At 69.8% G+C, this 23,894-nt stretch carries 21 protein-coding genes; 9 read left to right on the plus strand and 12 right to left on the minus strand.

The window, feature by feature from the left end; all coding sequences use genetic code 11:
- Positions 1 to 78: 78 nt before the first annotated feature.
- Entirely contained in the window at positions 79 to 912 is an 834-nt protein-coding gene (locus tag SOM19_RS04160) for an aldo/keto reductase (RefSeq protein ID WP_320485291.1), read from the plus strand.
- A 115-nt stretch (positions 913 to 1,027) separates the two neighbouring features.
- Here the strand turns inward: SOM19_RS04160 and SOM19_RS04165 are convergent, their stop codons facing one another.
- The 5 genes from SOM19_RS04165 to SOM19_RS04185 all read right to left on the minus strand — a co-directional run bounded on the left by SOM19_RS04165 (position 1,028) and on the right by SOM19_RS04185 (position 7,702).
- Positions 1,028 to 2,791: a glycoside hydrolase family 35 protein gene (locus SOM19_RS04165; protein WP_320485292.1), complete on the minus strand. Its 1,764-nt coding sequence runs from the start codon at positions 2,789 to 2,791 to the stop codon at positions 1,028 to 1,030.
- Complete coding sequence (gene arfA, locus SOM19_RS04170; protein WP_320485293.1) at positions 2,788 to 4,335, minus strand: arabinosylfuranosidase ArfA; 1,548 nt, start codon at positions 4,333 to 4,335, stop codon at positions 2,788 to 2,790. Before arfA ends, SOM19_RS04165 begins: the two co-directional genes overlap by 4 nt.
- 80 nt (positions 4,336 to 4,415) lie before the next feature.
- Entirely contained in the window at positions 4,416 to 5,765 is a 1,350-nt protein-coding gene (locus SOM19_RS04175) for an ABC transporter substrate-binding protein (protein ID WP_320485294.1), read from the minus strand.
- A gap of 88 nt (positions 5,766 to 5,853) precedes the next feature.
- Positions 5,854 to 6,777, minus strand: coding sequence for a carbohydrate ABC transporter permease (locus tag SOM19_RS04180; protein WP_320485295.1), 924 nt, complete (start codon positions 6,775 to 6,777; stop codon positions 5,854 to 5,856).
- Between the two features lies 1 nt (position 6,778).
- Complete coding sequence (locus SOM19_RS04185; protein WP_320485296.1) at positions 6,779 to 7,702, minus strand: carbohydrate ABC transporter permease; 924 nt, start codon at positions 7,700 to 7,702, stop codon at positions 6,779 to 6,781.
- 122 nt (positions 7,703 to 7,824) lie between these two features.
- Here SOM19_RS04185 and SOM19_RS04190 point away from each other — a divergent pair, with 122 nt between their 5' ends.
- Positions 7,825 to 8,862, plus strand: a complete 1,038-nt coding sequence (locus SOM19_RS04190) for a LacI family DNA-binding transcriptional regulator (RefSeq protein ID WP_320485297.1) — start codon at positions 7,825 to 7,827, stop codon at positions 8,860 to 8,862.
- A gap of 9 nt (positions 8,863 to 8,871) precedes the next feature.
- Here the strand turns inward: SOM19_RS04190 and SOM19_RS04195 are convergent, their stop codons facing one another.
- Positions 8,872 to 9,618: an SDR family oxidoreductase gene (locus SOM19_RS04195; RefSeq protein ID WP_320485298.1), complete on the minus strand. Its 747-nt coding sequence runs from the start codon at positions 9,616 to 9,618 to the stop codon at positions 8,872 to 8,874.
- Between the two features lie 102 nt (positions 9,619 to 9,720).
- Between SOM19_RS04195 and SOM19_RS04200 the strand changes: the two genes are divergently transcribed.
- Positions 9,721 to 11,850, plus strand: coding sequence for a S9 family peptidase (locus SOM19_RS04200; protein WP_320485299.1), 2,130 nt, complete (start codon positions 9,721 to 9,723; stop codon positions 11,848 to 11,850).
- Positions 11,851 to 11,853: 3 nt separating this feature from the next.
- Here SOM19_RS04200 and SOM19_RS04205 read toward each other — a convergent pair whose 3' ends face one another.
- From SOM19_RS04205 to SOM19_RS04230, 6 genes are all read right to left on the minus strand, one after another.
- Entirely contained in the window at positions 11,854 to 12,039 is a 186-nt protein-coding gene (locus SOM19_RS04205) for a DUF1918 domain-containing protein (protein WP_320485300.1), read from the minus strand.
- A gap of 61 nt (positions 12,040 to 12,100) precedes the next feature.
- The gene (locus SOM19_RS04210) at positions 12,101 to 12,325 is read right to left on the minus strand and encodes a hypothetical protein (RefSeq protein ID WP_320485301.1); all 225 of its coding nucleotides are present in this window, start codon (positions 12,323 to 12,325) and stop codon (positions 12,101 to 12,103) included.
- Positions 12,326 to 12,351: 26 nt separating this feature from the next.
- Positions 12,352 to 12,816, minus strand: a complete 465-nt coding sequence (locus tag SOM19_RS04215; RefSeq protein WP_320485302.1) for a hemerythrin domain-containing protein — start codon at positions 12,814 to 12,816, stop codon at positions 12,352 to 12,354.
- A gap of 23 nt (positions 12,817 to 12,839) precedes the next feature.
- On the minus strand, positions 12,840 to 13,256 hold the full coding sequence (locus tag SOM19_RS04220; RefSeq protein WP_320485303.1) for a VOC family protein: 417 nt from the start codon (positions 13,254 to 13,256) through the stop codon (positions 12,840 to 12,842).
- Between the two features lie 117 nt (positions 13,257 to 13,373).
- The gene (locus SOM19_RS04225; protein WP_320485304.1) at positions 13,374 to 14,351 is read right to left on the minus strand and encodes a DNA-3-methyladenine glycosylase family protein; all 978 of its coding nucleotides are present in this window, start codon (positions 14,349 to 14,351) and stop codon (positions 13,374 to 13,376) included.
- 116 nt (positions 14,352 to 14,467) lie between these two features.
- Positions 14,468 to 15,208, minus strand: a complete 741-nt coding sequence (locus SOM19_RS04230) for a winged helix-turn-helix domain-containing protein (RefSeq protein WP_320485305.1) — start codon at positions 15,206 to 15,208, stop codon at positions 14,468 to 14,470.
- Positions 15,209 to 15,762: 554 nt separating this feature from the next.
- Between SOM19_RS04230 and SOM19_RS04235 the strand changes: the two genes are divergently transcribed.
- The 6 genes from SOM19_RS04235 to SOM19_RS04260 all read left to right on the plus strand — a co-directional run bounded on the left by SOM19_RS04235 (position 15,763) and on the right by SOM19_RS04260 (position 23,825).
- On the plus strand, positions 15,763 to 16,803 hold the full coding sequence (locus SOM19_RS04235; RefSeq protein ID WP_320485306.1) for a LacI family DNA-binding transcriptional regulator: 1,041 nt from the start codon (positions 15,763 to 15,765) through the stop codon (positions 16,801 to 16,803).
- 108 nt (positions 16,804 to 16,911) lie between these two features.
- Complete coding sequence (locus tag SOM19_RS04240; RefSeq protein ID WP_320485307.1) at positions 16,912 to 18,219, plus strand: ABC transporter substrate-binding protein; 1,308 nt, start codon at positions 16,912 to 16,914, stop codon at positions 18,217 to 18,219.
- Positions 18,220 to 18,278: 59 nt separating this feature from the next.
- On the plus strand, positions 18,279 to 19,250 hold the full coding sequence (locus tag SOM19_RS04245; RefSeq protein ID WP_320485308.1) for a carbohydrate ABC transporter permease: 972 nt from the start codon (positions 18,279 to 18,281) through the stop codon (positions 19,248 to 19,250).
- A complete protein-coding gene (locus SOM19_RS04250) occupies positions 19,250 to 20,137 on the plus strand; it encodes a carbohydrate ABC transporter permease (RefSeq protein WP_320485309.1) in 888 nt (295 codons plus the stop codon). The genes SOM19_RS04245 and SOM19_RS04250 overlap by 1 nt, the downstream gene beginning before the upstream one ends.
- Positions 20,137 to 22,374 (plus strand): alpha-xylosidase, encoded by a 2,238-nt coding sequence (gene yicI / locus SOM19_RS04255; RefSeq protein WP_320485310.1) that lies wholly within the window; start codon positions 20,137 to 20,139, stop codon positions 22,372 to 22,374. The genes SOM19_RS04250 and yicI overlap by 1 nt, the downstream gene beginning before the upstream one ends.
- Positions 22,371 to 23,825 carry a glycoside hydrolase family 1 protein gene (locus SOM19_RS04260; protein WP_320485311.1) on the plus strand — a complete coding sequence of 485 codons (1,455 nt, stop codon included), beginning with the start codon at positions 22,371 to 22,373 and terminating at the stop codon, positions 23,823 to 23,825. Before yicI ends, SOM19_RS04260 begins: the two co-directional genes overlap by 4 nt.
- Positions 23,826 to 23,894: the final 69 nt, after the last annotated feature.

Below are 23,894 nucleotides of genomic sequence, written 5' to 3' on the forward strand. Positions count from 1 at the left end.
CCCACCCGGCCGGAGCCTGCCGCGAGCAGACGCGGCCGCAGCGCTCCCGCTCGACCCCGACCACGCCAGGATGGAACCATGATCTCGATCCCCACCGTGACCCTGAACGACGGCGCCTGGTTCCCCGAACTGGGGCTCGGCACCTACAACCTGCGCGGTGAGGAGGGGATCGCCGCGATGGTCGAGGCGATCGAGTCGGGCTATCGCCTGCTCGACACCGCGGTCAACTACGAGAACGAGCACGAGGTCGGCGAGGCCGTGCGCCGCAGCGCGATCGACCGCGACGAGCTGCTCGTCGTCTCCAAGATCCCCGGGCGGCACCACGGACGCCAGCAGGCGATCGACAGCATCCAGGGCTCGCTGGGCATGCTCGGTCTCGACCGCATCGACCTCCAGCTCATCCACTGGCCGAACCCCAGCGTCGGAAAGTACGTCGAGACCTGGCGCGGCATGATCGACGCGAGAGACCGCGGACTCGTGCGCTCGATCGGCGTCTCCAACTTCACCGAGGCGATGCTGACCGAGCTCATCGATGCGACCGGCGTCGTGCCCGCCGTGAACCAGGTCGAACTGCACCCGTACTTCCCGCAGGGCGCCCTGCGCGCCTTCCACGCCGACCACGGCATCCGCACCGAGAGCTGGAGCCCGCTCGCGCGTCGCAGCGAACTGCTCACCGAGCAGCTGCTGCACGAGCTCGCCGTGGTGCACGACAGGACGCCGACCCAGGTCGTGCTGCGCTGGCATGTGCAGGTGGGGAGCACGCCCATTCCGAAGTCGGCCGACCCCGACCGTCAGCGCGAGAACGCCGACGTCTTCGACTTCACGCTCACCGATGACCAGGTCGATGCGATCTCGGCTCTCGAGCGCGGTCGGCTCTGGGGCGCGGACCCCGAGACCCACGAGGAGATGTAGGCGGGCTCGCCGCCGGTGCGTGCTCTCGCCGGCTCGTTCGCGGCATCTCGGGTCGCGTGGTGAGCCGAGATCGTCCGCGTGAGCCGTCGAGACCCCGGAGCGACTCGCCCCAGCCCTAGAAGTCGGTATGACCCAGGTCGGGCTCCGGCACGAACCGCACCTCGGCCGAGCCCGACTGCAGCTCGAGCACGATGATCTCGTTCCGCCCGACGTGCAGCAGCGGCGCCGGGACGTAGAGCGTGTGCTGGGGTCCGCGAGACCAGTAGCGGCCGATGTTGGCGCCGTTGATCCACACCGAGCCCTTGCCCCACGCGCGGGTCGCGAGGAACAGGTCCGTCGCCTCGTCGAGGTCGAAGTGCCCGATCCCGAACACCGGGCCTGCGAGACCCGGCAGTGCGGTCTCCACGGGGGCCGCGGCATCCCGAACAGGCGCGATGTCGTCGAGGTCGAGGGCCAGCGCCTCCCAGCGCTCGAGGGGCTCGCCGTTCAGGCGCGCGACGCCGATGAGGCCCTTCGCCTCGCCGATGCGCGGACCGTAGTTGACCCGTCCCTGGTCCTCGAGCAGCACCTCGAGGGTGCCGCGGGCGTCGTCGGGCAGCGTGAGCGTGCGGTCGTGGTGGTCGCGCGCGAGGATGCCGACCGGGCGTCCGTCGAGCGAGACGACGGCGCGATCGCGCACCTCGTCGAACTCCAGGACGGCGGGGCCGGAGACGTCGATCTCGGTGCGGTACAGCGCGAAGCCGTCGTAGCGACCGAGCTCCTCCATCGTGGGTGTGCGGTCGAACGGCGCCCAGACACCGAACGAGGCGGCGACGTCGCGGAGCGGAACCACGCGCGTCACGCTGGTGCTCACGGCGGGGGCAGCGGATGCCGCGCTCGGCGCGTCGTCGGAGGCCACCGGGTTGTAGCGGGTCAGCACCTCGCGGAACGCCCAGTACTTGGCCGTGGGGTTGCCGGCCTCGTCGAGGGGGGCGTCGTAGTCGTAGCTCGTGACGAGGGGCTGGTACACGCCCTTGTCGTTCGCCCCGTTCGTGAAGCCGAAGTTCGTGCCGCCGTGGAACATGTAGATGTTCACCGATGCGCCGGCGCCGAGCAGATCGTCGAGGTCCTTCGCGGAGTCGGCCACCGACGTCGTGTGATGGTGGGCGCCCCAGTGATCGAACCAGCCGTCCCAGAACTCCGCGCACATCAGCGGTCCGGTGGGCTGGTGCTCGCGGAGCGTGGCCAGGCGCTCCAGGGATCGCGAGCCGAACGATGCGGTCTTGTGCAGGCCGGGGATGCTGCCGTTGTCGAGCATCGCGGGCTCCGGCTGATCGACCGTGGTGAACGGCACGGTCAGCCCGATGTCGCGGTTGAGCGTGACGAGCTTCTCGAGGTAGACGGGGTCGGAGCCGTACGCGCCGTACTCGTTCTCGATCTGCACGAGGATGACGGGCCCGCCGCGATCGATCTGCCGGGGGACCAGGACCGGGGCCAGCCGTCGCAGGTACTCCTCGACGGCGGCCAGGTACTGCGGCTCGTCCCGGCGCACCCCGACGCTCCCGGAGGCGAACAGCCAGGCGGGCAGTCCGCCGTTGGTCCACTCGGCGCAGATGTAGGGGCCGGGGCGGACGATCGCGTACATGCCCTCGGCGGCGACCTCGTCGAGGAATCGTCCGAGGTCGAGTCCGCCCGACAGATCGAACTCGCCTTCGCGCGGAGCGTGCGCGTTCCATGCCACGTAGGTCTCGATGGTGTTGAGGCCCATCTGGCGTGCCTTGCGGATGCGGTCGCGCCACTGGTCGGGGTGGACGCGGAAGTAGTGGAGCGCGCCGGCGAGGACGCGGAAGGGCTCACCGTCGAGGAGGAACTCGTCGTCGCCGATCTCGAACCCGCTCATCGAGCGCCCTCCGCCGTCGGGGCCAGCTGGAGGACCGACCAGGACAGGGCGGGCACGGTGATCTGCATCGTTGTTCTCTCAGAGTCGTGGGCGAGGTGTGCGCCGTCGAGCGCGGTCATGCCGACCGGCTGTGCGGCGGCGTCGTTGACGGTGAAGCGGTCGCCGCCCGGCGGCACGGTCAGGGTCTCGGCGCGGGCCAGGCTCAGACCGCCGGCGGCGACCGAGACGGTGAGCTCCGAGGCATCCGTCGTCGACCGGTTCGTGACGAACACCGTGACGGTGCCGTCGGCGGATGCCGTGACCGCCGCATCGACGAGGGGAGCCGGTCCGTGCACCGCGGTGTCGTACGACGGCGCGGCGATTCCGGCGTCGAGGAGCCGATCGCCGGCCAGCGCGGCGGCGCGCGCGAACGGGAAGAAGATGGTCTGGCGCCACGCCGGCCCGCCGGGCTCGCACCGGATCGGGGCGATGACGTTCACCAGCTGCGCGAGGCTCGCCATCGTGACGCGGTCGCTGTGGCGGATGAGCGAGTTCAGCAGGCTCCCCACCACGACGGCGTCGGTGACGGAGTAGGCGTCCTCGATGAGGCGGGGGTGCTCGGGCCAGTCGCCCGTGAGCACCGCGGACTTGTCGACGTCGTTCCAGCGTCGTTGGTACCAGACATTCCACTCGTCGACGCTGATGCCGACCGGATGCGCGGACCCCGGGCCGGCGCCGGCCTCGTCGATGATCTCGGCGACGCGCTCGATGTAACGGTCGAGCGCCGTGCCCGAGGCGAGGAAGCTCCCGGCGTCGCCGTAGACCTCCTCGTAGTAGGCGTGGAGAGAGAGGTGATGCACGAGCCCGGCGGTGTGCCGCAGCACCGTGCGCTCCCACTCGCCGAACGTGGGCATCTCGGCGTTCGAGCTGCCGGCGGCCACGAGCTCGATGGTCGGGTCGAGGAAAGTCATGAGCCGGGCGGTCTCGGCGGCCAGGCGGCCGTACTCGTCGGCGGTCTTGTGGCCGATCTGCCACGGGCCGTCCATCTCGTTGCCGAGGCACCACAGCCGGATGCCGAACGGCTCGTCGGCCCCGTTGGCCCGGCGGCGCTCGGCCAGGGCGGTGCCGGACGGATGGTTGGCGTACTCGAGCACGTCGGCCGCATCGTGCAGGCCGCGCGTGCCGAGGTTCACGGCGTACATCAGCTCGAGCCCGGCGGAGGCCGCCCAGCCGGCGAACTCATGCAGGCCGACCTGGTTGGTCTCGGTGCTGTGCCATGCGGCATCCAGGCGCACGGGGCGCTCGTCGCGCGGGCCGACGCCGTCCTCCCACCGGTGGCCCGAGACGAAGTTGCCGCCCGGATAGCGCACGGTCGTCGCACCCAGCTCACGCACGAGCGCGAGCACGTCGCCGCGGAAGCCGGCCTCGTCGGACAACGGATGCCCCGGCTCGTAGATGCCCTCGTAGACGCTCCGGCCCATGTGCTCGACGAACGTTCCGAAGAGGCGCCGCGGGACGGCGGCGACGATCTGCGTCGGGTCGATCGTGAGCCGGGCGGAGAACATCGTGACCTTTCGGAGGCGAGGACGAGGGGAGAGGGACGGATGCGGCGGCCCACAAGCGGGCCGCCGCATCCGTGGGGGCATTACTCGACGGTGAAGCCCTGCTGGTTGCCGTAGTCGACCAGCTGGTCCTGCCAGTCCTGCAGGCCGTCGTTCAGGTCGCCCTTGTTGAGGTACGACTGACCGACGGTGTCGCCGAAGATGCTGTTGGCGAAGACCTGGTAGGGCAGGTACTGCCAGCCGCTCGGGACGTTGTTCGCGGCGTCCACGAGGACCTCGTTGATCTTCTGGCCGCCGAAGTACTCGGGCTCCTGGTTGAGGAACTCATCGGACTCCAGCTCGGCGGTCGTCGCGGGGAAGCCGCCCGAGGCGAGGAAGACCTCGATCGATGCCGGGTCGGAGTTCAGCCACTTGAGGAAGGCCGCGGCAAGCGCCGGGTTCTTGCTCTGCTTGAGCACGACCTGTCCGCCGCCGCCGTTCTCGGCGGTCACCGGGGTGCCGTCATAGGTGGGCATGGGCGCGACGCGCCAGTCGCCGGCCGCATCGGGCACCGAGGACTCGAGCACACCGGGCATCCAGGCGCCGGTGAGCAGCGTCGCGATGGTGCCGTCGCCGAGACCGCGGTACCACTCGTCGCTCCAGCCGGGCGTCGAGGAGAGGAGGCCGCCGTCGACGAGACGGTTCCAGCTGTCGGCCCACTTCTTCGAGCCCTCGTCCTGCAGGTCGATCGAGACGTTCGTGCCCTCGGCGGAGAACGGACGGCCGCCGGCCTGCCAGATCATGCTCGTGGTGAAGCCGGCGTCGCCGGTGTCGGAGGTGATGTAGGCGTCGGGGTTCGCGGTGTGGAGCTTCTCGGCCGCCTCGACGTACTCGTCGTACGTGGTCGGGACGTCGATGTCGTACTCGTCGAACACGCTCGCGTTGTAGAACATCGCCATGGGGCCGGAGTCCTGCGGGAGGCCGTAGACGGCGTCGTCGACGGTGACCGCGCCCCACGGGCCGGGGGTGTACATGTCCTCGAGGTCGGCGAACCCGTACGGCGCCAGGTCGACGAGAGAGTCCGACAGCGCGAACTGGGGGATGGCGTAGTACTCGACCTGTGCCACATCGGGCGCGCCCGAACCGGCCGTGATCGCGTTCTGGAGCTTGGTGTACTCCTCGGTGTTGGTGCCGGCGTTGACGAGCTTCACGTCGACGTTCGGGTAGGCCTCCTCGAACGCGGCGACCTGAGCCTCTGCCGACGGGGTCCACGACCAGTAGGTGAGCTCGCCGCCCTCTTCGAGCGCCGCTTCGAGCTCGTCGGCGCTGCCGCCGGCCGGCTCCTCGGCGGTGCCGCCGGATGCGCACCCCGCGAGGGTGAGCCCGAGGGCGAAGACGGATGCCGTGGCCACGGCGACCGTGCGGAGGCGCCGTGAGCGTGTGATGGTCGACATCGTTGTTCCTTTCGTTGTCACTGCGTTGTAAAACGGGTGGGCAGGACGCCCGTGGGAGTTGGTGCGGATTCGAGCGGTGATCTCCCGGTCACTGCTTGACGCTTCCCGCGCTGAGGCCGGACTGCCAGAAGCGCTGGAGGACGAGGAAGGCGATCACGATCGGGATGATCGTGAGGAGCGAACCGGTGATCACGAGGTTGTAGATCGGCTGCGCCGCGACCCCGCTCGCCTGTGCGCTCCACTGGCTGAGCCCGACCGTGAGCGGGTACCACGTCGGCTCGCTCAGCATGATGAGCGGCAGGAAGTAGTTGTTCCACGTCGCGACGACCGCGAACAGCAGCACCGTGACGATGCCGGGCGCCAGGAGGCGCAGCGAGATGGTGAAGAACGTGCGGAACTCGCCCGAGCCGTCCATGCGGGCGGCCTCGAGCAGCTCGGTGGGCACGGCGTCGACCGCGTAGGTCCAGATCAGGTACAGCCCGAACGGGCTGATGAGTGACGGCAGGATGACCGCCCACGGCGTGTTGGTGAGCCCGAGCTGGCTGAACATCAGGAAGGTCGGGACGGCCAGCGCCGTGCCGGGGATCGCGATCGCCCCGAGGACGACGGCGAACACCGCGCGGCGGCCGGGGAAGTTGTACTTCGCCATGCCGTAGCCGGCGACGGTCGCGAGCAGCGTCGCTCCGCCGGCGCCCACGATCACATACAGCAGCGTGTTGCCGAACCACTGCACGAAGATGCCGTCGCGGTAGGTCAGCGTGTCGATGATGTTCTGCCAGAGATTGAACTCCGAGCCGAACCACAGTCCGAAGGTCGAGAACAGGTCGGCCTGGTCCTTGGTCGCGTTCACCAGCAGCCACACCAGGGGCACGATCGAGTAGATGACGAACACGGCCATCACGATCGTGAGGACGATGGACTTGCGCTGCCGGCCCGGGGTGCGGCGGACGTAGTTGGGCCGGCGGGTCCGCGAGCTGCGCGGGGCCGTCAGGGTGGCGGTCTGGGTGGCCATGTCAGCGCACCTCCTGTCGGGAGCCGCGCAATTGCACGATGTAGGCGATCGCGGCCGTGATCACGCCCATGACGATGGCCACCGTCGCCGAGTAGTTGAACTGCTGGCCGGCGAACGAGAGGTTGTAGGCGTACATGTTGGGGGTGAAGTAGCTCGAGATCACGTTCGGGGCGAGGTTCTTGAGGAGGTTCGGCTCGTTGAAGAGCTGGAAGCTGCCGATGATGGAGAAGATCGTGGCGATCACGAGGGATCCGCGCAGGGCCGGGATCTTGATGCCCGAGATGATGCGGAACTGGCCGGCGCCGTCGATCTCCGCCGCCTCGTACAACTCCGTCGGGACGACCTTGAGCGCCGCGTAGAAGATGAGCATGTTGTAGCCCATGAACTCCCACGTGACGATGTTCCCGATCGACGCGAGGATCCAGTCGGCGCTGAACGGCAGGATGACGTCGGCGCCGAGCAAGTCGTTGATCGAGCCGGTGAGCCCGAACTGGTTCCCGTAGATGAAGCCCCAGATGAGGGCGGCGACCACCCCGGGCACGGCGTACGGGAGGAAGATCGCGATCCGGAAGAATCCGGTGCCGTGCAGCCGGGCGCTGTCGAGCGCGAGGGCCGCGACGAGCGAGAGAGCCAGCATGATCGGCACCTGGATCAGCAGGAAGAGGGTGACCCGGAAGAGCGACTCCCAGAACTTCGGGTCCTGGAAGAGCTGTCCGTAGTTGGCGAGCCCCACGAACGCGGTGCCGCCGACCATCTGCTGACGGAAGAGCGTGAGGACGAGTGCGTAGACCACGGGCGCGACGAGCACGGCGAGGAAGACGATCATGAACGGCCCGACGAACGCCCAGCCGCGCCAGTCGCGGCGGGCTCGCGATGAGCGCCGGGGGAGGGGGCGTGCCGTGGGCGGTGCTGACGCCGTCGTCATAGGGGCAGTCCGTTCGTTGACTCGATGGAGTATGTTTACGCGAACATCTCGACGGTGAGCCTAGCATGTTTGCGTAACCATGCAAGACTGTGTTCATAACGATGAATGAAGCGGGGAACTCCATGGCGGACACCGATCCGATGAACGGCGGACGCCGTCGTGCGGCCTCCATGGCCGACGTCGCCCGCCACGCGGGTGTGTCGTCACAGACGGTGTCACGCGTGTCCAACGGGCTGACGAACGTCGACGAGTCGACGCGCGAACGCGTCCTCGCCTCGATGCGCACCGTCGGCTACCGGCCGAACGGCGCCGCCCGCGCCCTGAAGTACGGGCGCTTCCACACCGTGGGCGTCATCATGTTCACCCTGGAGACCCTCGGGAACGTCCGCACCCTCGACGCGATCGCCACCGAAGCCGCGGCGGCGGACTACACCGTGACGCTCATGCCGGTGCCCGACCCGACCATGGGCGCCGTGTCGGGCGCCTACCGGCGGCTGAGCGAGCAGGCCGTCGACGGCATCATCATCATCTTCGAGGCGTCGCTCCTCGACCGGGTCGAGATCACCCTGCCGCCGGGGCTCCCCGTCGTCGTGATCGACTCGAACGCCGGCTCGGGGTTCGCCGTGGTCGACACCGACCAGGCTCAGGGCGCCCGGCTCGCCACCGAGCACCTGCTCTCGCTCGGCCACCGGCAGGTGTGGCACATCGCGGGGCCGACCTCCTCGTTCTCCGCCGGCCACCGCGCGGACTCCTGGCGGACCACGCTCGAGGCCGCAGGCATCACGCCGCCGCCCCTCATCCACGGCGACTGGACCACCGAGTCGGGCCATCGCGCCGCGCTCGAGCTCGCCGCACGCGACGACGTCACCGCGATCTTCGCCGCGAACGACCAGATGGCGCTCGGTGCGATGAAGGCGCTGCACGAGCTCGGTCGCGACATCCCGTCCGATGTCAGCGTCGTGGGGTTCGACGACATGGACGAGTCCCGCGCCTTCTGGCCCCCGCTGACCACCGTGCACCAGAACTTCCGTGCGGTCGGCCGGATCGCGATGGAGCGTCTGCTCGCCCAGATCGAGGATCCCGACGATGCGCCTCAGACGACGCTGATTCCGACCGAGCTCATCGTGCGGGAGAGCAGCGGGCCTGCCGCACGCCGCTGACCCGGCGGATCAGGCAGCGGTGCGCGCGAGCCACTGCGCGAACGTCTCGACGCCGGTCACCGCATCGACACCCGGCAGCGCGAGGCCGGCCCGCATCGCCTTCATCTGCGGACCGGGAGCCGGGATCGCCGGGATCCACCCTCTGACGCCCGCCCTCCGGGCGAAGGCGCGCACCATCTCCTCGAGCTTCTCCTCCCGCGGCCCCGCCAGGTCGCGCGCACGGCCCTGGGCATCACCGGTCGCGAGTGCCACCAGGTGCTCGCCGACCTCGCGGGCCGCGATCGGCTGCACGCGGGCCCGCGGGGCCACGTGCAGGGGGCCGATCTTCGCCTGGCCGAACAGCTGGCCGGCGAACTCGTGGAACTGCGTGGCCCGCAGAATCGTCCAGGGGACGGCCGACGCCTCGACGACCCGCTCCTGCGCCAGCTTGCCGGCGTAGTACTGGTGGGGCATCCGGTCGATGCCGACGATCGACAGCAGTACGACGTGACGAACGCCGGCGCGCCCGGCGGCGGCCACGAGGTTGCCCGAGGCCGTGGTGAAGAACCTCGTCGCGTCGTCGGCCGAGAGTGTCGCGAGGTTTGCGACATCGAGTGCCGCGTCGACCCCCTCGAGCGCAGCTTCGAGCCCGTCGCCGGTCACGAGGTCGATCCCGGTGCTCCGGGCGAGCACCACCGGCTCGTGGCCCGCCGAGCGCACCGCCTCGACCGTGTGGCGACCGACCGTTCCCGTGCCTCCGGCGATGGCGATCTTCATCGGGTGCCCCTTCTCTTCTGAGCCGATTCTGCCGGTCCCTGCGCCTCGGACGCCATTCCCCCGACCTCGCCGCCCACGGGGTCGTCGGGTTAGCGTGGAGCCATGGCGACGCCCTTCGACTCCCTGGACGACTTCATCGCGCTTCCCCGAGTGGAGGCGCTCGCACTCTCTCCGGACGGCCGTGCCGCCGTCCTCACCGTCGCCGCGCTGAAGAAGGACGGCACCGGGTACGAGCGCTCCCTGTGGAGCGTGCCCGCCGCAGGGGACGGAGCGCCACACCGCCTCACCCGCTCGGCCAAGGGCGAGACCGGAGCGGCCTTCACCGCGAGCGGCGACCTGCTGTTCGTGTCGGCGCGACCGGATGCCGAGGCCGACGCCGATGACGAGTCCGGTCAGCTGTGGCTGCTGCCGGCGGCGGGCGGCGAGGCGCGGCCCGTGACGCGGCTCGGCGGCGGCGTGGACGCCATCGCGGCGACCGCCGAGGTGAGCGATCGCATCGTGGTCGCGGCATCCCTCCTCCCCGGCGCCGACTCGCTCGAGGCGGAGGCTCGGCTGCGCGCGAAGCGCAAGGAGAAGAAGGTCTCGGCGATCCTCCATGAGACGTACCCCGTGCGGTTCTGGGATCACGACCTCGGCCCGGCCGAGCCCCACCTCTTCGCGATCGACACCGACGCCCTCGCCGACACCGTCGCCGCAGCCGTCGCCGACTCGGCGGCCGAGGCGGAGGAGCGGGCGGATGCCGCGACCGACGCCGCGGGCGTGCCCGCCGTCTCCGATGCCGACGAGAACCCCTACCCCGCCACCCTGCCGCGTCCGCGCGACCTCACGCCGAAGCCCGGACGCTCCGCCGACATCTCGGGGGCGGCGCTGACGCCCGACGGCGCGATCCTCGTGGCATCGCTGCAGCGGCACGAACAGCGCGGCGGCCGTCAGGTGCTGGTGTCGATCGACACGACGACGGGTGAGCACACGACGCTCTTCGACGAGACCGACGTCGACTTCGCGAGCCCGGTCATCAGCCACGACGGCACGACCATCGCGTTCCTGCGCAAGGCCAAGGAGACGCCCGCGGGGCCGACCGATGTCGAGGTCTGGGTCGCCGACCTCGACGGCGGCAGCCCGCGCCGGCTCGCCGCGGAGTGGGACCGCTGGGCGACCGGCATCGCGTGGGATCACGACGACGCGGCGCTCATCGCGACCGCCGACGACGACGGCCGCGGCCCGGTGTTCCGGATCCCACTCGACGGCGGGGCGCCGGAGCGGCTCACCGACGACGACTTCACCTACACCCACGTCGCGGTCGATCGCACGACGGGCGACCTCGTGGCGCTGCGCTCGTCGTGGGTCGTTCCGCCGCACCCGGTGAGGATCGCACGGGACGGCGCGACGATCCCGCTCCCCACCCCGGCGCCGGCACCCGCAGCCCCCGGATCCATCACCGACGTCGAGACCACCGCCGCGGACGGCGCGCGCGTGCGAGGCTGGCTCCTGCTGCCCGACGGCGCAGCAGCGGATGCCGCGGCTCCGCTGCTGCTGTGGATCCACGGCGGGCCGCTCAGCAGCTGGAACGCCTGGAGCTGGCGGTGGGCGCCGCTGCTCGCGGTCGCCCGCGGCTACGCCGTGCTGCTGCCCGACCCGGCGCTGTCCACCGGGTACGGCCTGGACTTCATCGCCCGCGGGTGGAACGCGTGGGGCGCGGCGCCGTACACCGATCTCCTCGCGCTCACCGACGCGGTCGAGGCGCGGCCCGACATCGACGAGACGCGCACCGCGGCGATGGGCGGGTCGTTCGGCGGGTACATGGCGAACTGGGTCGCCGGTCACACCGACCGGTTCCGGGCCATCGTCACGCACGCGAGCCTGTGGGCCCTGGATCAGTTCGCGGGCACCACTGACCTGTCGGTGTACTGGCAGCAGATCTTCACGCCGGACGCGATGATCGAGAACTCACCGCACCGCTTCGTGAGCGACATCCGCACCCCGCTGCTCGTGGTGCACGGCGACAAGGACTACCGCGTCCCGATCGGCGAAGGCCTGCGCCTGTGGTCGGAGCTCGCCGAGCATCACGCCGACGACGAAGGCCGGATGCCGCACCGCTTCCTGTACTTCCCCGACGAGAACCACTGGATTCTGGCGCCCCAGCACGCGGTGATCTGGTACGAGACGGTGTTCTCGTTCCTCGGCGAGCACGTGCTCGGCGAGGAGCAGGTTCGTCCGGAGCTTCTCGGCTAGCGGTCACGCCTCGTGACGGATCTCGCAGTCGCTCCCGGGGGACAGGATGGCCTCGTGCCCGTCGTCGAAGCGGACGACGAGCAGCGGGGCCTCTTCGCGGCCGCGGATCTCGATGACCTCGCCGGCGCGTTCGGTCGCCCCGACGATTCGCCCGTGGATGATCACGCGGTCGCCGACGCTGGCTTGCATTCGGATCACCTCCTGGCGCACACGATACGACGCGCACGCCCGGATGGGTAGACGGTTCTCGCTACAGCTGCGCGCCGTCGTCGTCGCGGTTCTCGAGTCCGACGTTCTTGCCGCGCCAGGACTCGTAGGCCATGAGCCACCCGATCGACACCGCGGCGGCGAGGAGGATGCCGACGGCCAGCTGACCCCAGATCAGTCCGAAGACGATGCCCAGCGTGAAGATGAGGGCGGTGCCGAACGCCCAGCCGGAGTGGCCGCGGGTCCAGCCCTTGCGAGTCGAAGTCATGGGGAACAGCCTAGGGCGGCGGAGGGTCAGAGCGGTCCGAGCAGCTCGGTCACGGGCCGGGTGCTCCGCAGCGCCGCGAGCGGCACCAGGACCTGTCGCTCCTCGTACGCGAAGTGCGACTCCATGATCGCGCCGATGCCGTCGAGATGGCGATGCAGGTCGGCAGGCTCCGCGCCGCCGTCGATCGCGGCGCGCAGGTCGGCGAGGAGATAGGAGAGCATCGAGTGGTCCTGCATGAGCTTGTCGATCACCGGTCCGAGCTCAGGATGCTCTGCCCGGAGTTCGGGGAACAGTCCGGCGTCCTCGCTGCGATGGTGCCCGTCGAGCGCCGAGCAGAACCCGACGCAGAACAGCGTCAGGTCGGCGGCGGGACCGGACGCAGCATCCGCTCCCTCGTCGACGCTGTCGCGCGCCAGCTCGAGCGCGGCGCGCAGCTTGGAGTGTGCCGCGCGGAGCTCGTGGTCCCAGGCGACGATTCGGGTGTCATCCATGCCCGATCGAGCCTAGCGGCGCCTCACGACCGCGCCGCGTTGAGGGCGATCATCCAATCGATGCCGAAGCGGTCGGTCAGCATGCCGAACCGGCCACCCCACGGCGGGGTGTCGAACGGCATCACCACCGTGCCCCGCTCGCTGAGCTTGTCCCAGAACCCCTGCAGCTGCGGTTCGTCGTCGCCGCTCACCGAGACCGAGATGCCCGCGGGCTTCTCGTACGGCATGCCGGAAGGCGTGTCGGCGCCCATGAGCACGAATCCGTCGGGGCTCGTGAGCTGCGCGTGCATGACGAGGTCGTTCTCGGCCGGGTCCTGCACCATGCCCTCGTACTCGCCGAACGTCGACACGTCGAGCTCGCCGCCGAAGACGCTCTGGTAGAACTCCATGGCCGCGCGGGCCTCGTTCTGGAAGGAGAGATAGGGATTGAGGCTGGGCATGTCGTGCTCCTCGACGTCGGGGGATCGGATGCCGCGCCCGGCCGCGTGGCGAGTCCCAGTGTCGTCCCGGCCACCGACATCCGCAACGCAGTTCGGCGGTGGGGTCAGGCCGCGGGGTCAGCGGTCGCGGTGGTCCTCGGGGTGCAGGCGCGGGCCGCGGCGAGGTTCACTGACTCCGCTGGCACCGAGCAGGCGGATGACTCGCTGACGCTGGCCCGCCCAGGGGGCGAGGAGCCGCAGCATCCCGTCATCGTCGACCCGGTGGCCGGTCAGCGCGTAGCCGACCTCGTGGGCCAGGTGGTAGTCCCCGACGCTCACGGCATCGGCGTCGCCCAGCGCGCGGATGCGCAGCTCGGCCGAGGTCCACGGCCCGATCCCCGGCTGGCTCACGAGCACCCGGTCGACGCCCTCGCCGTCTTCGGCCGCGAGCACGGCGCGCACGAGGGAGTCGCCGCGGCGCGCGGCACGCACCACGGTCTTGGATTGAGGGGGCTCGAGGCCTGCCCGGTGCCAGGCCCACGAAGGGATGCGCTGCCACCCGTCGATGGTCGGCGGGGCGAACAGGGGGCGCGGCGTCGGGCCGGGGGCGCGCTCGCCGCACCACGTGAGGATCCGACGCCAGGCGGCGAAGGCCTGCATGCCGGTGACCTTCTGCTCGAAGATCGCGCACGCCAGGGCGTCGAACACCAGCCCGGTGCGGCCGATCCGGAGTCCGGGGTTGCGGCGATGAGCCTCGGCGACGAGCGGATGCCTCGACCCGTCGAACGAGGCCGGATCGTCGTCGGCCCCGCAGAGCGCCGGCAGCTGGGCGAGCGCCCACTCGCGCCCGGGCCCCCACGCGGCCGCGCGCACGACGCCGGGATGCGTCTCGCGGATGGCGAGGGTGGCGACGCCGTCGGGCGTGCGGCTGGCACGCCAGATCACCGAGCCCGCGGCGGTCATGGTGGGGTCGCCGGCACCCCGCCGCTGGAACAGCACGGTCCGGCGGAGATCGAGCGGATGCCGCGGCCGGTACTCCGTCTCGAGCGGCCGCCCCGCGTCGGGCCGGGGGTCGCGCGCACGCTCGCGGGGTGGGAGGTGCGCGAGGGACGTCATGCTCCGACGATACGCCCCGGGCTCCGACATCCGCTCGGGCGCGTCATCTGTGCGAATGCCACCTTCGCGGACGACGTCGAGGTCGATTTCGCACAGACGAGCTGCGCGCGCGGGACTCAGAAGCGGTCGGGGGACGGCGTGCCGTGCCCGTAGCGGATCACGACGTCGGCGTGGCGGTCGAAGCGGTAGCCGACACCGCGCACGGTGCGGACGATGTCCTCGTAGCGGCCGAGCTTGGCGCGCAGCCGGCGCACGTGCACGTCGATGGTGCGCTCGCCCGGGGCGTCGTCGTCGGTGGCCTGCCACAGCGAGTTGACGAGCTCGGTGCGCTCGATCGTGCGGCCCTCGCGCAGCACGAGGTACTGCAGCAGCTCGAACTCCTTGAAGGTGAACGAGGCCGAGTCGCCGTCGATGAGCACGCGCTTGCGCGAGATGTCGACGACGACGCCACCTGCGGCGCGGTCCTCGTCCTCGGGCTCCTCCTGCTTGGTGCGGGCGATCGCGGACGGCTCGTGCAGCGCGAGGCGCACGACGTCGACATCGCGACCGCCCGAGCCGACGGGGGCGAGGGCGACCGTGGCGTAGGTCTCGGCGCCGGGGGCGAGCTCGCCCAGCGTGCGGCGCAGCGCCTCGACGAGGACGCCCAGGCTGACGCCCGAGGCGGCGGCCTTGGCCTCGTCGATGCCGACGTACAGCGCGAAGCCGCGCGGCGCGGTGCCCGGGGGCAGGTTGCGCTGGGCGGGCGCCGCGGCGTCGGCGGCGGCCGGGGCCTCGACGGTGGGGACGGGTCCGGTCACGGCGCGCAGGTGGCGGACGGGAGCGGCGGCGGGACGTTCGAGGAGAGCGGAGTTCGACATGATGATGGTCCTTGCGGGGAAGGAACCCCTGGCCGTGGGACGGCGCTGAAGTGGGTTCGGATGTGCTGGTGCCCGGTGGGGCGGTGCCCGTCGTCGGGCGATGTGCGAGGCATCCGGGTGCGCGTGATCGACGCACGAATCCGGTGCTTCGGGGGACTCGACAGGCCGTTGTTCAGAAGCGGCGTGCGGGTCCGGCGGGGGTCACCGTGCTAGTGGCACATTCGACAACACATGACAACGCGGCCGGCCATCATCATGCCGGCAGCTCCGTTCGCCTCCCAGGCGGACAGTGAGCGTGCGGTGTCAGTCATGTGGCCGATTATGACCGATTCCTTCCCAGTGAGTCAAATCGCTCGGATGCCGCGCCTCGCGGATGACGAAATGTGACACTTTGCTCAGTCCGGCGACGGAGCCGACCGCTCGGCAGCGGCGACAGATATGTTGCTGGATTCCACAAATCACTTGCACTACGGGCGGAAGTCTGCCTAACATGCTCATCGAAGCGTTTCCGCGAAGCGCTTCGAGCGTAACTTTCCACAGACGACGGAGTCGACATGGCGAACATCACCGAGGTGGCAGAGGCCGCCGGGGTGTCCATCAGCACGGTGTCGTACGCGCTGAGCGGAAAGCGCCCGGTGGCCCCCGACACGCGTCGTCGCATCGAGGCCGCCGTCCTGGAACTGGGCTACAGCCCGAACGCCGGCGCCCGCATGCTCGCCGGCTCGCGCACCCAGATCTTCGCCATCACCGAGCCGCTGCGCAAAGACACGCACGCCCCCACTCACATGGCCTTCGTCCTCGCCACCGCCGTCGCCGCCCGCCGCCACGACTACGACATCCTGCTCCTGACCGACGAGCAGGCGCAGGCGGGGATGAGCCGGGTCGCGGCGAACGGTCTGGTCGACGCCATCCTGGTGCTCGACGTGGCGCCCGACGACTCGCGGGTGGCGCTGGCACGTCAGATCGCGACGCCGACCGTGTTCATCGGCATCCCCGAGGACAACGACGGTCTCATCTGCGTCGACCTCGACTTCGAGGCCGCCGCCGCCCGCGCCGTCGACCTGCTCGCCGATGCGGGGCATGCCTCGATCGGCCTGGTCGGCCAGGCCGAGACCGCCTACCTCAAGTCCAACTTCCCCCCGAGGGTGCGCGGTGCGGTGCTGGCCCGGAGTGCCGAGCGCGGGGTCACCGCCGTCTACGGCACGTCGGGAGCGAAAAACGCCAACCGCGCGGCCGCCCGGCGCACCGCCGGTGAGCTGCTCGACGGGGGAGCGACCGCTCTCATCCTGCACTGCGCGGACGAAGCCCACGCCGCGGTGCTCGCCGAGGTCGCCGCCCGAGGACTGAGCGTGCCCGCGGACGTCTCGATCGTCTCGGTCGGTGCGTCCTTCGACACGACGGCGCTCGCGATCCCCGTCGACTCCATCCCGCTCGTCCCCGAGGCGTCGTGCGACCTCGCGGTCGAGCTCGCGCTGCAGTGCCTCGGCGACGAGCCCCCGGAGCCCGGTCTCCGCCTCATCGCCCCCACCTACAGTCCCCACGGCTCGGTCTCCGCGCCGCCAGGGCCCCCTGCGTCGGAGGCCGCGGCGGCCTGAGAGCCGCGGCATCCGATCGGTCGCTTCGCCGCCCGTTATCGAAGCGCTTCGACAACTGAATCCCACACCCTCCGACCAACGTTGGTCACCAAGAAAGGAATGCCACCGATGGCACGAATCACCCGCAAGAACGCTCGGCGCGGCCTCACCGCCGCCGCCGCTCTGACGATCGGCGCCGTCGCGCTGGCCGGCTGCTCCGGCGGCGGCAGCGAGACCGAGTCCGGCGACACGCTCAAGCTCTGGCACTACGAGGGCGAAGACAGCGCCATGGCCAAGGCGTGGAACGAAGCCATCTCGGTCTTCGAGGAGGAGACCGGCGCGACGGTCGAGTTCGAGCAGAAGTCCTTCGAGCAGATCCAGAAGACCGCGAGCCAGGTGCTCGACTCGGACGCCGCCCCCGACCTCATGGAGTTCAACAAGGGCAACGCGACAGCCGGCTTCCTCGCCTCGACGGGCCTCATCGCCGACATCTCCGACGCGGTCGACGAGTACGGCTGGGCGGACAAGCTCGCGCCCTCGCTGCAGACGACCGCCAAGTACTCCGAAGACGGCGTCATGGGCGGCGACACCTGGTACGGCATCCCGAACTACGGCGAATTCGTCGGCGTCTACTACAACGAAGAGGCGTTCGCCGAGGCCGGACTCGAGATCCCGACCACGTACGACGAGTTCATCGACGTCCTCGACGCGTTCGTCGCGCAGGGGATCACGCCGCTCGCCGAGGCGGGCGCCGAGTACCCGCTCGGACAGCTCTGGTACCAGCTCGCTCTGGCGCAGGCGGACCGCCAGTTCGTCAACGACTACCAGCTCTACGAGAACCCCGTCGACTGGCAGGGGCCGGAGCTCACCGCCGCGACGGAGACGCTCCAGGAATACGTCGACAAGGGCTACATCGCCTCGGACGTCTCCTCCGTCAAGGCCGAGGACGCGGGCGTCTCGTTCATCAACGGCACTGCCCCGATCTTCGTGTCGGGCTCATGGTGGTACGGACGCTTCGTCGAGGAGGCCGGCTTCGACTGGACGCTCCAGGCCTTCCCGGACTCGCAGCTCTCGCTCGGGTCGTCGGGGAACCTGTGGGTCGTGCCGGAGAACGCGGCGAACAAGGAGCTCGCGTACGAGTTCATCGACATCACGATGCGTCCCGAGATCCAGGCCATCATCGGCAACAACGGCGGCGTCCCGGTCGCCGCAGAGCCCGCCGACATCACCGACGAGAAGAGCGCCGAGCTGATCGCGACGTTCAACGGCATCCTCGACAACGACGGTCTGTCGTTCTACCCCGACTGGCCCGCCGCCGGCTTCTACGACGTCATCGTCCGTGAACTGCAGGGTCTTGTGACCGGCACGCAGGACGCGCAGACGACGAACGCCAACCTCGGCGCCGAATACGAAGAAGGCACAGCGGACTTCCGCTGATCGATCGGCGGTGGGTGGCGGCGATGCCGCCGCCCACCGCCCTCAGAAGGAGTCGCACCATGTCTGTCCTCACCCGTGCCGAACGCGGCGCGCGCACGAAGCTTCCCCCCGAGCAGCCCTCGATCCCGCAGCGCAAGGGCGGCACCGCGGGGTACTGGCTCTATCTTCTGCCGGGGTTCGTCCTGCTCCTCGTCATCGTCATCATCCCGCTCGTCTTCAACATCTATCTGACGTTCACCGAGTGGCGCGGCGTCCGGACCCCCGAGTTCATCGGCCTCGAGAACTGGTTCAAGATCTTCACCGACGAAGACTTCTGGACCTCCTTCACGAACTCCATCTGGATGGTCCTCGCGATGGTCGTGATCCCCACGACCGTCGGTCTCATCGTCGCGGCCCTCCTCTTCGACGTCGTCGGCCGAAAGTTCGGCGGCAAGGTCGGCAGCTTCCTCCGGGCCACCTACTACCTCCCCCAGATCCTTCCCATCGCCGTCGCCGGCATCGTGATCGGCTGGATGTTCCGCCCGGGGGCGACGGGGTCCGTGAACCAGATCCTCGCGCTGTTCGGCATCCCCGCCTATGACTGGCTGGGGCAGATGCCGTCGGCTCTGCTCGTGCTCATGGGCGTGCTCGTCTGGGTCCAGCTCGGCTACCCGATCGTGGTGTTCATGGCGGCGCTCCAGCGCGTCGACCCGGAGCTTTACGAGGCTGCCGAGCTCGACGGCGCGAACTGGTTCCAGCGGTTCTCGGCGATCACGATGAGCATCATCAGGCCAGAGATCTTCGTCGTGACGCTCACGTGCACCATCGCGGCACTCAAGGTCTTCGGACCCGTGTACATCATCACGCAGGGCGGTCCCGCCGGCGCGACGCTCGTGCCCGCGTACTACGCGTACACCGAGTTCTTCACGAAGCGCAACATCGGCTACGGCGCGACCATCGCAACGGTCCTCACGATCCTCGTCGTGGTGGTCTCGATCATCTTCATCCGGGTGCAGAACTCGATGGAGCGCAAGGAAAGGGCGGGACTCTGATGGCTGCCACGGCAATCCTCCCCACGGGCAAGACCCGCACCCCCCGCGCCCGCGGCGGCATGACGAAGAAGCGCGCGATCGACTGGCTGCTGTTCATCGCCGTCATCCTCGGCGCGCTCGTCGTGATGGTGCCCTTCTACCTGATCCTCGTCAACGCCTTCAAGTCGCCCGTCGACTATGCGACCTCCGGGCCGTTCGCGCTGCCGCAGGCGATCGACTTCACGGGCATCCAGGCTTTCTGGGAGCGCGTGAACTTCCCTCAGAAGGTCTGGAACTCGATCTTCATCTCGGGCGTCGTCGCGGTGCTCGCGGTGGTCATCTCGCTTCTCAATGCGTTCGCGATCGGCATCGGACGGGTCCGCGGACGCTCGTGGATCGTGCTGCTGTTCCTGATGGCGAACCTGCTGCCGCAGGAGGCGCTTCTCTACCCGCTCTACTACATGTTCAAGTCGGTGGGTCTCTACGACAACGTGTGGTCGGTCATCATCGTCTTCACGGTGATCCAGGCGGCGTTCGGCACCTACCTCCTCGCGTCGGTGCTCGGCACCTTTCCCAAGGAAGTGCTCGAGGCCGCTTCGATCGACGGCGCCACCCGCTGGCAGATCCTGTGGCGGGTCGTCTACCCGATCACGCGGCCGACGCTCTCGGTGCTGCTCATCTTCTTCTTCATCTGGACGTGGAACGAGTTCCTCATCCCGCTCACGTTCCTGCCGTCGAACGCCACCCAGACCGTTCCCGTCGCGGTCAGCGTCCTGACCGGCGATCGGCTCATGGACGTCACGACGACGGCGGGAGCGGCGCTGCTGAGCATCATCCCGACGATCATCTTCTTCCTCATCTTCCAGCGCACCCTCACACGCGGCATCACGGCAGGAGCAGTCAAGTAATGAAGTTCACCGATGGGTTCTGGCAGCTCCGACCGGGAGTCACCGCCCTCTACGGGCAACAGGCGTACGACGTGTGGGAGACGGAGGCGACCCCCGACGGTCCCGGCCTCGTCGTCACGGCACCCACGACGGTCATCGCCAAGCGCGGCGACACGCTCAACCGCGCGGTGCTCACGGTCACGCTCTCCTCTCCGCTCGAAGGCGTGGTGCGCGTCCGCGTCGCGCACCACGAAGGCGGGACATGGCACGGCGGATTCGGCCTGCCCGGAGCGGTCGCCGGCGGCGCGGGCGCCGCCGTTGTCACGGCCGACGGGGGGACGATCACCACCGGCGCGCTCACCGCGCGGGTGGCCGCGGGAGCGCCCTGGTCGCTGTCGTTCGAGCACGAGGGGCGGGTGCTCACCTCGAGCGGGCACAAGTCGCAGGGCTACGTGCGGCTGGGAGCCGATGCCCAGGTCGACACCGGCATCGTCGACAACGCGCGCACCGGCGCCCCCGCGCCCCGCGAGCGGGTCTTCGTGCACGAGCAGCTGGACCTCGGCGTGGGCGAAGTCGTGTACGGGCTGGGGGAGCGCTTCGGCCCGGTCGTCAAGAACGGCCAGAGCGTCGAGATCTGGAACGCCGACGGCGGCACCTCGAGCGAGCAGGCCTACAAGAGCGTGCCGTTCTACCTCACCAACCGCGGCTACGGCGTGCTGGTCAACGATCCCGGCCACGTGTCGTTCGAGATCGGCTCCGAGGCGGTCGAGCGCGTGCAGTTCTCGGTGCCCGGCGAGGTGCTCGAGTACTTCATCATCGACGGGCCGACCCCGAAGGACGTGCTGTCGCGGTACACCGCCCTGACCGGGCGTCCTCCCATCGTGCCGGCGTGGTCGTACGGCCTCTGGCTGTCGACGTCGTTCACGACGGACTACGACGAGGCGACGGTCACCTCGTTCATCGACGAGATGGCCGCGCGCGAGCTGCCCGTGTCGGTGTTCCACTTCGACTGCTTCTGGATGCGCGAGTTCAACTGGTGCGACTTCGAATGGGATCCGCGCACCTTCCCCGATCCGGGCGGCATGCTCGCGCGGCTGCACGAGAAGGACCTGCGCGTGTGCGTGTGGATCAACCCGTACATCGGGCAGCGCTCCCCGCTGTTCGCCGAGGCGGCTGCGCAGGGCTTCCTGGTCAAGCGCCCCGACGGCTCGGTGTGGCAGTGGGACCTCTGGCAGGCCGGCATGGGGCTCGTCGACTTCACGAACCCCGAGGCGACCGCCTGGTACCAGGGCCACCTGCGCCGGCTGATCGACCAGGGCGTTGACTGCTTCAAGACCGACTTCGGCGAGCGGATCCCCGTCGACGTCGAGTGGGCCGACGGCTCCGATCCGCAGCGGATGCACAACCTCTACGCGCAGCGCTACAACGAGGCGGTGCACGAGGTGCTCGTCCAGGCGCGCGGCGAGGGCGATGCCGTGCTCTTCGCCCGCTCGGCCACCGCGGGCGGTCAGACGATGCCCGTCCACTGGGGCGGCGACTCCACCTCGACCTACACGTCGATGGCCGAGACGCTGCGCGGGGGCCTGTCGCTCGCCTACAGCGGCTTCGCGCACTGGAGCCACGACATCGGCGGCTTCGAGGGCACACCGGATGCGGGCGTCTACAAGCGCTGGACGGCGTTCGGGCTGCTCGGCAGCCACAGCCGCTTCCACGGCTCGGGCTCGTACCGGGTGCCGTGGGCGTTCGACGAGGAGGCCGTCGAGGTCACCCGGCGATTCACGCACCTCAAGATGCGCCTGATGCCCTACCTGTTCCAGGCGGGAGCGGATGCCGCAGCCACCGGTGTGCCGCTGCTGCGCCCGATGCTGCTGGAGTTCCCCGACGACCCCGCGGTGCTGCATCTGGATCGCCAGTACATGCTCGGCGGAGAGATTCTCGTCGCCCCGGTGTTCTCCGCGAACGGGGAGGTCGACTTCTACCTGCCGGCGGGGGAGTGGACGAGTCTCCTCACCGGCGAGACCGTCACCGGCGGCGGGTGGCGGCACGAGGTGCACGGCTTCGACAGCCTGCCCCTCTACGCGCGGCCCGGCGCGGTGATCCCCTGGGGTGCCCGCACCGACCGGCCCGACTACGACTACCTCGATGGACTCGAACTGCGGGTGTTCCCCGGCGGCACGGGCACGCGCGCCGTGACCGTGACCACGGTGGACGGCACCGCGCACGAGTTCACGGCCGACCTCTCGAAAGTGACAGCATGAGTTCCGTGACCACTTCCACGCCCGTGCAGGGCTCACCCGACTACCGCGACTCCGGCCTCGTCTTCCCGCCCGGCTTCACCTTCGGCTCGGCGACCGCCTCCTATCAGGTGGAGGGCGCGTTCGATGAGGACGGTCGCACCCCGTCGATCTGGGACACCTTCAGCAAGACCCCCGGCAAGGTGTGGAACGGCGACACCGGCGATGTCGCGTGCGACCACTACCACCGGTGGGAGGACGACCTCGACCTGATGAAGGAGCTCGGCCTCGGCGCCTACCGCTTCTCGATCGCCTGGCCGCGCATCGTGCCCGGCGGCACCGGCGCGGCGAACCAGGCCGGCGTCGACTTCTACTCCCGGCTCGTGGACGGCCTGCTCGAGCGCGGCATCCGTCCCGTCGCGACGCTGTACCACTGGGACCTGCCGCAGACGCTCGAGGATGCCGGCGGCTGGGCCTCTCGCGCCACGGCCGACGCGTTCGAGTCGTATGCCGAGATCATGGGCACGGCGCTCGGCGACCGGGTGCATACCTGGACGACCCTCAACGAGCCGTGGTGCTCGGCCTACCTGGGCTACGGCCAGGGCGGGCACGCGCCGGGCCGCCACGAGCCGGCGTCCGCGCTCGCCGCCGTGCACCACCTGAACCTCGCGCACGGGCGCGCCGTCCAGGCTCTTCGTGCGACCTCGGCCGGCGACCCCGACTACTCGATCACCCTGAACTTCCACGTGCTGCGCGGGGTGGGCGACGGGGCGGCCGAGGCGATGCGACGCATCGACGGCCTGGCGAACCGCGCGTTCACGCACCCGATCCTCAAGGGCGAGTACCCGGCGGATCTGCTCGAGGACACGGCATCCGTCACCGACTGGTCGTTCGTGCAGGACGGCGACCTCGCGGCGATTCATCAGCCGATCGACGTCCTGGGCGTGAACTACTACTCCACCGCGACCGTGCAGCTCTGGGACGGCGTCTCGCCGAAGCAGCTGAACGACGGCCACAAGGGTACGGCGGGAGGCACCGCGTGGCCCGGCAGCGATCAGCTCGTCGAGTTCGTACAGCAGCCCGGCCCGTACACGGCGATGGGCTGGAACATCGCGCCCGAGGGCCTCGAAGAGCTGCTCGTCGCGCTGAAGGACGAGTTCCCGGACCAGCCGCTCATGGTCACCGAGAACGGCGCGGCGTTCGACGACGTCGTCGCCGAGGACGGCTCCGTCCCCGACCCCGAGCGCGAGGACTATCTCCGTCGTCACTTCACCGCCGCCCATCGTGCGATCCAGCGCGGAGTGGACCTCCGCGGCTACTTCGTGTGGTCGCTGCTGGACAACTTCGAGTGGGGCTACGGCTACGCCAAGCGGTTCGGCATCGTGCGGGTGGACTTCGACACGCTCGAGCGCACCGTCAAGGACAGCGGGCGTTGGTACTCACGCCTCGCCCGCACGGGCGTCCTGCCCGAGTAGCGAGGCCGAGCGCCGGCCGGGAGGTCGCTGTGCGATCACTGCGACATCCCGGCCGCCCGCGCCCCCATG

The sequence above is a fragment of the Microbacterium sp. CFBP9034 genome, from assembly GCF_034045255.1.
In the GTDB taxonomy this organism is placed as follows: Bacteria; Actinomycetota; Actinomycetes; order Actinomycetales; family Microbacteriaceae; genus Microbacterium.